The following is a 13,523-nucleotide window of genomic DNA, read 5'->3' on the forward strand; positions in this document are numbered from 1 at the left end:
ATTTATTGGTTTCTATGATAGTAAGAGATATTTTTAAAATTAAGATAAGAAAATAGTGATTGGGAAAAGGAATTAGGTCTGTTTATTATAATTGACTTTTAAAGAAAATTTTATAAAATATAAAAATATGAAATTAATAGTTTAAATTTAAAAAGGAGGAGAAATGGCAAATTTATTTGAAGAAGTAAAAAATTTAATAGTGGAGAAACTTCATGTGCCGCCAGAAAAAATAACCGAAGAAGCCCATTTTATAAATGATTTGGGTGCCGATTCATTGGATATTACCACTTTACTAATGGAAGTGAACGAAAAATACGGAATAGATATTCCGGATGAAGAAGCTCAAAAACTTGATACTGTTGGGAAATTAGTCAATTATTTAAAAGAAAAATTAGGTAAGGAATAATCAGTGATAAGAAGGGTTGTTGTTACTGGTTTAGGTGTTGTCTCCTGTTTGGGATTATCAGTTGAAGAATTTTTTAATAATTTATTAGCAGGAAAAAGTGGAGTTAGTAGAATAACCCGTTTTGATCCTTCTAATTTAGAAGTCCAATTTGCTGGTGAGATAAAGAATTTCCCTTTTACTGACAGATTTGATATTAAACTGGCAAGAAGAACTGACCGTTTTACTCAGTATGCTTTGTGGGCTTCTTTATCAGCGGTGGAAGATGCTGGAATCGATTTAAATAAAATTGATAAAAACCGAGCAGGTGTGATTATTGGTTCGGGAATGGGTGGGATTGAAACTTGGGAAATTGAGCACATTAAATTTTTGCAAGGTGGTCCTAAGAAGGTTTCGCCATTACTGGTACCGATGATGATCCCGGATATGGCAAGTGGTCAAGTATCAATTTATTTTGGCTTAAAAGGACCAAATTTCTGTGTTACTTCGGCTTGTGCTAGTGGTGCTCACGCAATTGGTGAAGCCTTCCGGTTAATAAAATCAGGCGATGCCGATTTGATCATCACCGGTGGCAGTGAGGCTCCGATTACTGGTTATTGCATAAGTAGTTTTGCTAATATGGGAGCATTATCTAAGAGAAATGATGAGCCGGAAAAAGCATCAAGACCTTTTGATAAGGATAGAAACGGATTTGTTCTTGGCGAAGGTTGTGGTGTTGTAATATTAGAAGAATTGGGTAGCGCTTTAAAAAGGAACGCGAAAATCTATTGTGAAATTTGCGGTTATGGTGCTTCGGCTGATGCCTTTCATATTACTGCGCCTGATGAGACTGGCGAAGGTGCTTATTGGGCAATGGCCAATGCCTTAAAAGAAGCCAATCTTTCACCAAACGATATTGACTATATTAATGCCCACGGAACTTCCACCAAGTTAAATGATAAAGTGGAGGTGATGGCAATAAAACGACTTTTTGGCAAACATGCCTATAAACTATTAGTAAACTCAACAAAATCAATGATCGGTCATTTATTAGGCGGTGCCGGCGCAATCGAATTTGTTGTTACTTGCCTTTCAGTCTATCACAATAAAGTCCATCCAACAATTAACTTAGATAATCCAGATGAAGGAATGGATTTAGACTTTGTTAGATTTAAAATGCGTGAAAAAGAAATCTTTGGTGCGATGAATAACTCTTTCGGTTTTGGCGGTCATAATGCCTGTTTAGTAGTGAAAAAATTTGTTGGAGGATAAAATGTTTAATATAATTGTCTGTGTAAAACAAGTGCCATCAACGGAGACAAAATTTAAGATTGATACTCAAACTTCTTTGGTAGATTTAAAAGAAATTGAATGGGTAATAAATCCCTATGATGAATATGCCTTAGAAGAAGCATTAAGAATAAAAGAGAAGTACGGTGGGAAAGTAATAGCAATTTCGGTAGGCGAAGGAAGGGTAAAGACCGCTTTAAAGACTGCTTTGGCAATGGGTGTTGATGAAGTATTCCATATAAAAGATGAAGATAGATTATTAGATTCCCAAACCAGTGCCTATTTAACTTACCAATTTATTAACAAAAAGAATATTAATTTTGATTTAATTCTCTGCGGAATAAAAGGGATTGATTATGACCAAGGGGTTTTTCCCATTAGTTTGGCAACTTTATTGAAAATTCCTTTTGTAACTACGGCGACAAAGATTGAACTTGATAGCGAAAATAAAAAAGTTAAAGTTTCATCAGAATTGGAAAATGGAACAGAAATTTTAGAGACTTCTTTGCCCTGCCTAATTACCTGTCAGAAAGGATTAAATGAGCCGAGATATCCAAGTCTAAGATTAATGATGCAAGCAAGTAAGAAACCAATACCAACACTTGAAGCAAAGGAATTTCCTGACCTACCAAAATTTAATTTTCAGATTAATCGAATGTTCTTACCACCAGCAAGAAAAGCGGGAAAAATTTTGGAAGGCGAACCACAGGAAATAGTGAAAGAACTTGTTCGTCTCCTTTGCGAAGAAGCAAAAGTTCTATAATTTTCTATGTTAAAAATCGGTATTGGTGGCAATCTTGGTAGTGGGAAGTCTACGGTTGCCAAATTTTTTTCTACCCTCTACGATGGTGAAATAATCGATGCTGATGAGATTACCCATCGACTATTAAAAAAGAAAGAAATAATCAAAGAAATAAAAAAACTTTTTCCCGAAGTAGTTAAGAAAAATAAAATTTTGAAAGATAAATTAGCCAATTTAGTTTTTAACAATAAAGATAATTATAAAAGATATTACAATTTGATAATGCCCAAGATTTTAGAAGAGATTGATAGGGAAATTAAAAAAAAGAATGGTAAATTTTTAATTATTGATGCGCCATTATTATTCGAAACAGGATTATATAAAAAAATGGATTACAATATTTTAGTAACTGCGCCCAAATCTTTAAAAATTGCCCGAATGCTTAAAAAAGGATTTAAAAAAGAGGATATTTTAGCACGGTTAAAATTCCAGATGCCAGAAAGAGAATCAAAAAAGAAAGCCGATTTTGTAATTTATAATAACCAGGATAAAAAGAGATTAAAAGAAAAAATAATAAAAATTTGGGGAAAAATATGGAAATAAGTAAATTAGCAATTAAAGATTTAAAATTAAAAGATAATTTACTAAACTTTTCAACTCCTCGACTTTTGGAACTAAAAGAGATTGAAAATTTAGCAAAGGATATCAGTAAAAATATTTGTAAAAAGATTATTGGTAAGGAATTAGTATTAAAAGAGAGTAAAAAAGATGCCAATTGTGTCTCTTATAATTTAAATAAAAATTATGAACTCCATTTTATTTTTGATATTAACGAAACAAGGATTACCTTTGTTGGTAAAAAACAGGAAGAGGCAAAGAAATTATTTCGGTTACTAAGAGAACAAAGAATTGTTTTACCCAATCTTTACGAAGTACTCAACAAAATAAAAGGCAATCTTTCGGAAATTATTGCTTCTCTTTTATGGCAGATTGGTGCGATAAAAGTGAGTATGGGTGATTTAAGACCTTATTTCAAGATTGATGAAAGAAAAAATCGTAGTCCAATATATATTGACCTTAAAGGACTGCCAAATTATCCGGCGGTCTGTAATTTTATCATCAGCACTTCGGCATTAATTTTATCAACACTCCAATTTGATTTTATCTGTGGTATTGAAGCTGGAAGTATTGCCTTGGCATCTTTAATTGCCCAATATCTTTCTAAACCAATGTTTTTTGCCCGTCGAGAGAAAAGATATCCGGAAGCGCCAATTTTGGAAGGGATAAAATTACCGGAACTTTATAAGAAAAGAGTATTACTTATTGATGATACAATCGTGAAAGGTTGGACAAAAATAAGAATTATAAATTTTATTCGTGAGGCCGGTGGAATTTGTGATAGTTGTTTTGTTTTATTAGATAGAGAACAAGGTGGTGAAGAAGAATTAAAGAAAATTGGTGTCAAACTCTACTCGTTAACCAGTTTATCTGCTCTCTTTTCTAAAAATATTCCTAAAGAAATCACTTTTATCACTGATGAAGAAGAGAGAGAAATAGAAAAATACTTAAAAAATCCGGAAGGCTGGCATAAAGAAAAAGGTTTTATTTATTACCATTTAACACCTAAATAAAAATTATTTAAAAAGAATAATTTCAATCTTGTTTATTCTATTAAAAACTTCTTTTTGAAAAGAAGGATAGACTTTAAGATTTTTATTTAAGGCTACTTTCTTTTTTATCTCTTCCTCTAAAATTTTTGTTTGTTCTAATAAATAATTCTCTTTTTTGGTAAAGAAATTTATTATTATTTCCTTTGGCAAATCCTGCTTAATAATATTACAAATCTCTTCGATTATCTCTTTCCCATTTTCTTCTATTTCCCCAGTTTCCGGTTTAAAAATTCTTTCCGGGTTTATTATAATAACTTTTTTATCCTTTTCTTGATAAATTAGCCCATCAAAAGAGAAGGGAGGAGTTAAAATTTTTGTCTCATTGCCTAAAAAATCATAAGCAGTAAAAATTGCGTAATAAATTTCATCAACATTTAAATAATTGCCATCTTCTTTTTTCAAATCCCAATAAATTGCTTTGGGAACCTCTCCTTTATTATTTATTTTCTTAATAATTTCACCCTTTTGGGAATAAATTACTAGTTCCCAATTTTTAACCCCTTTTTCAAATTCCGGCAAAAAGATGATTAAATTCTCTTTTAAAAGTTTCTCTTTTAATGGTATCCGGAGATAAGGGAAACTTAAAAAAGGATAAGATAAAAAGATTGAATCGGTATACTTCATTACTTCTTTATTAAGTTCTATATCTTTTAAGGAAAATTTTTCATTCAAAAGATAAAAAGGGTTAATTTGAGGTATTTTTAAAATTTTCATTTCATTAATAATCATTCTTTTTTCTCCTTTAATAATCTCTTCACCAATCTCGTAAGATTCTTTTTTAAACTTTAAACTATCAATCTGAAAGACAAGAAAAAATATAATAAAAAAATTCATGATAATTCGAATCTAAATTTAATAATTCCCCATTGCTTCTCTTTTTTGGTATTCTCTTCCAATGGAGCAAAAATCCAGTCTTTTATTGCCTCCATAACGATTTTATCCAATTGGGGATAACCACTAGTTTCAATAATTTCAATATTATCTTCTACCTTTCCATCGGGAGTTACCCAGATTTTCAAAATTACATAACCACCAATTCCCTTTTCTATTGCCCAACTTGGATATTTTGGTAAAAACTTTTTTAAAATCTTTCTTTCTGATATCGGACCAGCAATTGCAATTTCGGTTGCTTTCTTTTCTTTCGTTGGTATTCTCAATTCTTCACTCGGTTTTTCTTGCCATTCAATCTTTTTTTCTTTCTTTAAAGTTTTTGTTTCTAAATTTATCGGTCCCTTTTCTTCCTGATAAACCCCAAAACTAACTCCACTGCTTTTTTCTCTACTAACCAATTTTATTGGTTCTTCTTTTAAAATCTCTTCAATTGTCTTCGTCACTTTTCTATCGGTGTTAATTTTAATCACATCCATTCCTTCTTCTTTTCCGAAAGAAAAATAATTTAAATCTATTCTTCCCTGACTTATTTCTATCTTTTTTGTTAAATTAACGGGCGAGATTTCTGTTTCTTCTCCTTCAAATTTTTTGACCTTTTGATTCCTTTCAAAATTATCTTGAGTACTTTTTGTTGGTTTTATTATTTTGGCAATTTCCGGCCGATAAGATTGATCAATAAAAGTTATTTCCCTTAGATCTTCGTAGATAATTTCTTTTTCTTTTAATTGACTAAAAAGAAAGAGCAAGAAGAAATGGATAATTACTGAGAAAAGAATAGCAATATCAATTGTTTTAATTTTATTCATTTCTCTCCCTTTTCTTTGTACTACAAGCAATCCTTTTTGCTCCTGCTTCTTTGGCAATCGCAATAAGAGAAATAACTTCTCCGTAATTTACATCTTTATCCGCCCGAATTACTACTAGTCGATAAGGATCTTCTTTTAGCTCATCTTCAATCTCTTCTTTTAAAATATCTAAAGATATTGGGATATCATTTAAATATAATTTTTTCTCTTTGGTTAAAGAAATGACGATTTCGTTTTCTACTTTTCTTTCCGCAGTATTTGCTTGGGGCACATCAACCGGTGTTTTGGAATAACTGATTACCATCGGAGCGACCATAATCATCATTATTACCATTAATAAGCCAACACAGGCAACCGGTAAAACATTGATATTTGTTATTTTCATTTTTTTCTTATTAAGGTTAATTCTTTAGCCCCACTTTCTTTACAAATATCAAGAATTTTTATTATTTTTTCATATCTTACTTCTGTATCAGCACCGATCAATACCTTTTTTTCCAAACTCCTTGATAACAATTGCGGCAAAAGATTTTTTAGAACAGTTAAATCTACTTTCTTTTCATTTAAAATTATTTCCTCATTTTTTGTTAAATAGATATTTATTTTTAACTCCTTTTCTAATGAGCCACCTTCACTTCTGGCTAATTTTGCTTGGGAAACAAAAATGCCTGATTCAAAGAAATAGGGAAGAGCAACAATGAAGCCGATAACTAATGTTAAAGCAATATCAACCAAGGAAGTTATATTTAATTCTGCTAAATTACCTTTTCTTTTTAACAATCTTTTTCTTAACATCTAAAATTTCCAAAATGTTTCTACTTCTTTTTCTTCTTTTATTTTTTCTTTTTTATTACGGATGGGATCTAATAAAACCAAAAATTTTTGGGAAAGGCTTTCTAATTCTTCGCTTAAATCATTTGCCTTCTTAGAGAAATAATTATAAAAGAAAAGAGCAGGAATTCCAATTAATAAGCCAAAAGCAGTAGTTAATAAGGCTTCTGCGATTCCTTTTGATACCACCACCGGTCCACCGGAGCCGGTAATCGCAATGTTATGGAATGCTTTAATAAGACCAATAACAGTGCCTAAAAGACCTAACAAAGTAGCACCATTGGCAATTGTGCCAATTCCGCCGAGATAGTTTTCGTATTTAACCTTTTCTTCAATTATTTGCCCAATAAAAAGTTCTTTTAATTCTTCGCTTTTTAAATGAAGATTTTCTAAACCAAGAAGAAGAAGTCGGCCTAAAGGATTTTTCAAATTTAAGGCATATTCTTTGGCTCCTTCTACATCGCCTTTTTTCAAATAATTAGCAAATTTCTCAAAAGTTTCTTTGCCTTTAAATTTATTCCGATAGAAATAGATTAGCCGCTCAATAATTAAAGCCAGCACAATGATTGAGAGTAAAAGTAATAAAATCATTACAAAACTACTTTTAAATATTTGATATAAACTCTGACCTAAAATCATTTTTCCTCCTTTTTTTCACCAATTTTCTTTAATGTTAATTCTAAATTTTTCTCTGCCATTTCTTTAAAATCGGAATCGGGAAAAGAGTCAATCACAATTTGAAAATTTTCTTTTGCCTTTTCGTAATCTTTTAAGTTGTAATAAGTAATTGCCAAATTAAAATAGGCACCGGCTCTTTGAGAGTGGTTAGGAAAATATTTGATAAATCGTTCATAACTATTTTTTGCATTTTCCCAATCTTTTTGGTTGCTATAAATCTCAGCAATTAGTAATTGGGCATCGCCACCGATTTCGGTATCAATCATTTCAGTAGCAATTGGTTGTAAAATTTTTAATGCTTTGTCATAATCTTTTTTGTTAATCAATTCTTTTGCTTTTTCCATAAGAAGTTGAGAAGAGAGTTCGGAAGAAGGAAATTTTTTTAAAAATTCTTTTTGGTAATTGGTATCTTCTAAAGAAGCATAATAATAAGCAAGTTCTAAAGATTTTTTAACACCGCTGGCTTGAATATCGTTAGGAAAAAGGTTGAGAAATTTTTCAAAAGCGAAAATAGCCTTTTTGTAGTCTTTCTGGATTAGATAAGTTTGACCAATTGCTGCCTGAGCAAAAGAAAGAAAAGAAGAATTGGGATAGCGGGTAATAAGATATTGAAAAGAACCAATGGCATCATCATATCTTTTGGCTTTGAAATATAAATCACCGATACGGAAACAGGCTTCATCAGCTTTTTCATAATCAGGGTAATTTTCTAACAATTTTTTATAATACTCTAAAGCTTCTCCATAGTATTTTAATTTTTCACAGGCGATGCCTGCATAAAAATAGGCTTTCGCGATAAAATCTTTATAAGAAGGAAAGTTAAAATTCTGAACGATAAAATCAAAGTAGTTAATTGCCTTTTCATATTCTCCTTGATTAAACGAAGAATATCCCAATCCCAAAAGAGCATTAAGAGTAAAAATGGTATCGCTTAAATCAATTTGATACACACTATTGAAGCATTCTTCCGCTTCTTTATATCTTCCTAAATGAAGGGCGCAATATCCTTTTCCTAATTTTCCTTTTGGGTTTTTTACTTTCTCATAATAATATTCTGCCTCTTCAAATCTTTGTAAAGAATATAAATTTTCTGCTAAAAGATAATAAACCTCTTGATTATTGATAATACTTTCTTCTTTTAGAAATTTTTCACAGATACTAATTCCTCTTTTTTCGTTTCTGGTTAATAGAGATAATTGTAATAAGATTAAGGTGCTTGCTTCCTTTAAGTTTTTATCTGTGCTTTTTAGTAAAATATCTTCTAAAGATTTGAAGGCATTTTCGTAATCTTTAAATTGGTAATACAGAAGGGCAAGGAAATAATTTTGTAGTTCATCAAAGATACGGATATTGCTTTGTTTTGAGATCTGTAAAGATGAGAGGATAGCATTTATTGTATCTTTTTTGGCTAAGTATAAAAAGGGTATTTCTAACTGGGCATAAAGAGAAGCCTTTTCTTTGGGAAAATTATAAAGGGCTTTCCTTAAATAATATAACGCGTTATCATAATCTTTTAAAAGAAAATAGGTAATGCCCAAATAATAACAACTATTAGCCGCAAGAGAAGAAATATTGCTTTTAGTTAAACCTTTTAGATTTTCAATTACCTTTAAATAATCATTAAGATAAAAAGAAGAGACACCTAAAAAATAATGGGCAAAATCCTTTAAAGGAGAATTGGGATAGTTTTCTAAGAAATAACTAAATTTTGCTTGAGCACCAAGGAAGTCATTATCAAAAAATAAAATTTCTCCCCAAAGAAAATGGCAATAACTGGTTAATAATAAATTAGGGTTATTTTCGATAATTGATTTCAAGATATTAACTGCTGAAATTGTCTTTTCTTCTTTTGCCAATATTTTTGCTAAAAAGAGTTTCGCTTCTAATAGTGACAAATCTTTTAAAATATTAAGGGCCTCTTTATCTTCACCTTTTAAATAATGGACAACTGCCTTTAATAGCAAGATTCTTTCATCTTTTTGGTAATTTTCGTATTCCATTAATTTTTTTAATTCCTCTTCACCCTTTTTAAAATCACCTTTCATAATTGAGCTCAATAAAAGGGCATAAGTGGCTTCCGGTTTTAAATAATTCTTACTATTTTTAATTATTTTAGAAAATATTTTTTCTGCTTTTTTATAATCTTTTAATCCTAAATAAGAAAGAGCAATTATGAAATCAATTTCCCATTCAAAACCTTCCTTTTTTAAACTTTCGGGAATTTCCTTTTTAAGTTTTTCTCCTTCTTTAATTATTAATTGATAATTTCCTTCTTTTAAATATTTCATAATTTCGTTATATTTGTTAATAAAATCTTCTGCTTCTGTTAAGAAAAAGAGTTGAAAGAAAATTAAGAAGTTCATTTTATTTTAACCTCGCCTTTTGGACCGGTAGTTTTTATTATTGTTAAAAATCCGGTATTATGTAAGGATATTTTTTCATCAATATCAATTAAAGTAATTTCATAATAATATTTTCCATCAGCCACTGGTCGACCAATATCATCTAATCCATCCCAAAAGAGTTTTGTTGGCATTTCGTCAAATCCTTGATAGGTTTTGACAATTTCGCCAAGTTCACTTCTAATTAAAAATTGCCATCTTTTTATTCTCTTTTTAGTATTATATTTAATATTAATTGTTAAAAGGTTCTCTTTACTTTCCAATTTTGGTGAGAAATATTTAGGGAAGGCATTTGCCCAAACTCGGAAGCCACCAAATCTAAAAGATAACCCGATTTTATGAGTTGGTGAAAGAAGATAGTTAGAACGATAATGAAGTAAAATAGCATAATCAATATCAAAAGATAATCTTTTGCCAACATTTTTTAAACCAATGCCAAGACTTAATTCATTTTTATCTAAACCGATTCTTTGAATAAATCTCTTTTCCATAATTTCAAATTCAATACCAAATTTCGGTTCAAGATAATCGTAATCAAAATCTTTTAAAATATCTTCCAAGAGATTTATATCCAAAAGAATTTTTACCCTTTCTTTATAAAATCTTAATGCTTGACCAATTTTGAATATTCTTTTATAAGTTTCTTTTTCGGAATAGAGATTGAAGTTTGGTGGTACAAGATTAGTAAGAGAAATTCCTAATGTATATGGATAAAAATAAGAAAAATAGAAAGATATATCAAAACCTATTCCGACATCGCTATAGATAAAAATATTTTTAGTATTTATCTTCAAATTTCCACCAATTCCCAAAAAAGAGAAGAGGGGATAACTTAAAGATAATATATAAGAATTTTCTGTAAAAAATATCTTTTTTGATATCTCATTATTTATATTTCTTGATTCAATTCCAAAAGAGTTAAGGGAGAAAAAGGTGATGGCGTAAGTACCATATTTGGCTGTTGGTAGGGTATAATTTAGATATTCTAAATTGGCACCGTAAAGTTGGGAATGGGCAAGTTTTGTTTCCATTTCATTCAAAAAGGAAAGTCCTGCTGGATTAAAATAACCTGCTTCACCATCGTCAGCAAGTCCAACAAATGCCTTTCCTAATGCCAAAGAACGAGGAGATAGACCATAATCGTAAATTACTCCGGGAAAATAATTGAAAAGAAATAGAAAAATAATTACCATACTACCAAAATCCGATAAGTATTATCAAATATTTTTTTGGTATGACTGATACCAGTTATTCTTATATTATATAATCCATTAGGAACCTTTTTGTTATTCTTATCTTTACAATTCCAGATAAAATAATTTACACCAGATTGAGCACCCATCTCATCTCTTCTTATTTTCTTCTCTAAAATAATATTACCAAAGGGGTCGTAAATAAAGAGATTAATATCACAGGCTTTTGGTAAATAATACATTAAAATTATAGAATCAGTTTCAATACCTGTTGGATTTGGAAAACCAATAATTCTTCCTTTAAAAATTGTGGTATCTTTTGCTTCAATATAAATTCCAATTTTTTCTTCTTTCTCATCAGATTTTATTAAAATGGTATCAACTTCATTAAAATTAGGATATTGGCAGAGAAATTTTACTCTTGATACACCAAACTCATCGGTATAATCCAAAGTATCAGAAACTTGCCCATTCCCTTTGATTACTTTATAAATTACTTTGTGGAAAGGAATTGGTTTTTGATTGGTATCAAGGCAAATAACTTCTATTTCACCTTCTTTTCCGGCAAGTAAGGTATCAGGTTTAAAGATTTCAAAAAATTTAGTTTTAGATAAAATATTCAATTTTGAACGATAGGTTTCTTTATATTTTCCTTTTGCCCAAATTGTCTGGTTTTCACCAGTAGAATCAAAAGAACATAAGAAACTGCCACTGTCATTAATGGCAATAAAATCAGGTGAATAAGAAAAAGAATAATCGGAAAATAGTTTTATTGTCTCACCTTCGCAGTTTGTTGGGTTATAAAAAGTATCACAGATATAAACTTTAACTAAAAATGGTTCTTTTACATATTGAGGATTTGGTAAATTTCTCTTTCCGGGTTTTAAAAAAGTTAAGGTAGTAGTATCACCTTTTCTAATCTCTTCACCAGGTAAAATTAATAAAATTTTATTATAAACATTTGGTAAAACAATAATCTCGGTGGAATCAGTTGTTAAATTACCTGTTTTTGATAAAACATAAATCTTTTTCTTCTCAGCAGTTTTTAGATTACAATTAAATACTAAACTTTCGTTTGCTAAAAAGGGAGTTTCTGCTGGTAAAGAAGCAAAACTATCAGTACTTTTAAAATAAACCGTTTCTCCGGTTGTATTTGTTGGATTAAACCAATTATCAGTAATATATACCCGAAAAGAGAAATTCTCTCCTGCCTTTATGGAAAACGGAAAAGAAGAGATTTTGCCAAAAGAGGAACCAGCAGCCAATGTTTCAGCCGGTGATAAAATTATTAATTTTTTTGGATAATTTGGATAAAATTCAATCGTTTGTGTTCTTCCCATTATTTCCGGTCTGCTTGGCACATAGGCAATCAAACTTAAAGTTTCGGCAAGTGTGACAACTACCTTTTGTGTCGCAACTCCCCTTTGAAAATATACCTGATTTGGATATATAAAAACAGAGCGATAACGACCATCTTTCGTAGTTGCTAAATTGGCAATATCATTAAAATACCAACAAGTATCTCCATTACTTTCAAATGCGACAATCTTTACTAAAAAAGTATCACCAGCAATCTGTTCTTCAGGATATTCAACAAATTCAAAATAACTTAACTGCTGAAAAATCAATAAGATAAATAAATAGTTCATAATTCTCTAATAAAATTTACGGCATCCCATTTTTAATACTTAAACATTTTTTATACCAAATTAAATCTTAATTGCTGAATAAGGGCAGGCTTCATAGCAACAAAAACAAGAAATACATAAAGATTTATTATATTTTATTTTTTTATCTTCTAATTTTAAAGCCTTATTTGGGCAAATTTTTACACACTCCAAGCATAATTTACATAGATCTTTATCAATTTTAATTCGTTGATACCTGAATGGGTGATAGATAATTTTAATTAAATTCTTGCCTAAAATATTATTTAAGATATAATAAATCCTTTGGCTTGGTATTTTAAAGTCTTTTACCTTATTATAATTACCTTCAATAACCAAATCATTCTCATTAAATAAATTCTTTCTTTTGGCGATATTAATATAAGGGATAGATAAAGGATTTTTGTCTAATAGATAACCGATAATCGCCCATTCCAATAGATAACCATTATCACCTGCTACTAAAATATTTAACTCTCTTAAATTACCCTGACTTGGTCCATTTCCTTCCATTGCCAAAATTCCGTCAACGATTGTTAAATCGGGTTTTCTTATTTCATATATATCTATTAAGGCTTCAGAAAAATCAATGGGTGAAGGATATTGATAATGGATTTGTGATTTCTGATTACCAACAATAATTCCAAACATATTCTTAATCGCCAGAGTAAAAATTGTTAAGATGTGGGTTTTTAATTTGGGAACAGAAATTAAAATATCACAATCCAAAATATCCGCAGAAATAGATAATTCACCAATCCTTGTTTTTATTTTCTTGTAATTCTTACTAATATCCGTATAAAAACCAAAAGAAACTTCTTTTATTTGAGTAATATTACCAATCCTTTCAACGGCATCGCTACTTAATAAACTGGGATTATCGCCAACTTTAATAATCGCTCCTTTATCTAATAAATATTGACAGATTGATTTAACAATCGTTGGATGGGTAGTAACTCCTTTTTCTGGCG

At 30.0% G+C, this 13,523-nt stretch carries 14 protein-coding genes; 5 read left to right on the plus strand and 9 right to left on the minus strand.

What is annotated here, in order from left to right; genetic code table 11:
- Nucleotides 1–163 precede the first annotated feature (163 nt).
- The 5 genes from acpP to ABIK75_03210 are packed head-to-tail and all read left to right on the plus strand — an operon-like array spanning nt 164 to nt 4,045.
- Nucleotides 164–406: an acyl carrier protein gene (acpP, locus tag ABIK75_03190; GenBank protein MEO0090094.1), complete on the plus strand. Its 243-nt coding sequence runs from the start codon at nt 164–166 to the stop codon at nt 404–406.
- Nucleotides 407–409: 3 nt separating this feature from the next.
- On the plus strand, nt 410–1,654 hold the full coding sequence (fabF, locus tag ABIK75_03195) for a beta-ketoacyl-ACP synthase II (protein ID MEO0090095.1): 1,245 nt from the start codon (nt 410–412) through the stop codon (nt 1,652–1,654).
- Nucleotide 1,655: 1 nt separating this feature from the next.
- On the plus strand, nt 1,656–2,435 hold the full coding sequence (locus ABIK75_03200) for an electron transfer flavoprotein subunit beta/FixA family protein (protein ID MEO0090096.1): 780 nt from the start codon (nt 1,656–1,658) through the stop codon (nt 2,433–2,435).
- A gap of 6 nt (nt 2,436–2,441) precedes the next feature.
- A complete protein-coding gene (gene coaE, locus ABIK75_03205) occupies nt 2,442–3,017 on the plus strand; it encodes a dephospho-CoA kinase (GenBank protein ID MEO0090097.1) in 576 nt (191 codons plus the stop codon).
- Entirely contained in the window at nt 3,008–4,045 is a 1,038-nt protein-coding gene (locus tag ABIK75_03210; GenBank protein ID MEO0090098.1) for a phosphoribosyltransferase family protein, read from the plus strand. Before coaE ends, ABIK75_03210 begins: the two co-directional genes overlap by 10 nt.
- Nucleotides 4,046–4,048: 3 nt before the next feature.
- Here the strand turns inward: ABIK75_03210 and ABIK75_03215 are convergent, their stop codons facing one another.
- The 9 genes from ABIK75_03215 to ABIK75_03255 all read right to left on the minus strand — a co-directional run.
- On the minus strand, nt 4,049–4,918 hold the full coding sequence (locus ABIK75_03215) for a hypothetical protein (protein MEO0090099.1): 870 nt from the start codon (nt 4,916–4,918) through the stop codon (nt 4,049–4,051).
- The gene (locus tag ABIK75_03220) at nt 4,915–5,781 is read right to left on the minus strand and encodes an energy transducer TonB (protein ID MEO0090100.1); all 867 of its coding nucleotides are present in this window, start codon (nt 5,779–5,781) and stop codon (nt 4,915–4,917) included. The genes ABIK75_03215 and ABIK75_03220 overlap by 4 nt, the downstream gene beginning before the upstream one ends.
- A complete protein-coding gene (locus tag ABIK75_03225) occupies nt 5,774–6,166 on the minus strand; it encodes a biopolymer transporter ExbD (protein MEO0090101.1) in 393 nt (130 codons plus the stop codon). Before ABIK75_03225 ends, ABIK75_03220 begins: the two co-directional genes overlap by 8 nt.
- Nucleotides 6,163–6,576, minus strand: coding sequence for a biopolymer transporter ExbD (locus ABIK75_03230; GenBank protein ID MEO0090102.1), 414 nt, complete (start codon nt 6,574–6,576; stop codon nt 6,163–6,165). The genes ABIK75_03225 and ABIK75_03230 overlap by 4 nt, the downstream gene beginning before the upstream one ends.
- Nucleotides 6,577–7,251 carry a MotA/TolQ/ExbB proton channel family protein gene (locus tag ABIK75_03235; GenBank protein MEO0090103.1) on the minus strand — a complete coding sequence of 225 codons (675 nt, stop codon included), beginning with the start codon at nt 7,249–7,251 and terminating at the stop codon, nt 6,577–6,579.
- Complete coding sequence (locus tag ABIK75_03240) at nt 7,248–9,653, minus strand: tetratricopeptide repeat protein (GenBank protein ID MEO0090104.1); 2,406 nt, start codon at nt 9,651–9,653, stop codon at nt 7,248–7,250. Before ABIK75_03240 ends, ABIK75_03235 begins: the two co-directional genes overlap by 4 nt.
- Nucleotides 9,650–10,885 carry a hypothetical protein gene (locus ABIK75_03245; GenBank protein ID MEO0090105.1) on the minus strand — a complete coding sequence of 412 codons (1,236 nt, stop codon included), beginning with the start codon at nt 10,883–10,885 and terminating at the stop codon, nt 9,650–9,652. Before ABIK75_03245 ends, ABIK75_03240 begins: the two co-directional genes overlap by 4 nt.
- A complete protein-coding gene (locus ABIK75_03250) occupies nt 10,879–12,534 on the minus strand; it encodes a hypothetical protein (protein MEO0090106.1) in 1,656 nt (551 codons plus the stop codon). Before ABIK75_03250 ends, ABIK75_03245 begins: the two co-directional genes overlap by 7 nt.
- 60 nt (nt 12,535–12,594) lie before the next feature.
- A partial coding sequence (locus ABIK75_03255; GenBank protein ID MEO0090107.1) for a DUF362 domain-containing protein occupies nt 12,595–13,523 on the minus strand: 929 nt, incomplete at its 5' end.

It is taken from the genome of candidate division WOR-3 bacterium (genome assembly GCA_039801725.1).
In the GTDB taxonomy this organism is placed as follows: Bacteria; Hydrothermota; Tepidihabitantia; order Tepidihabitantales; family DTDR01; genus DTDR01.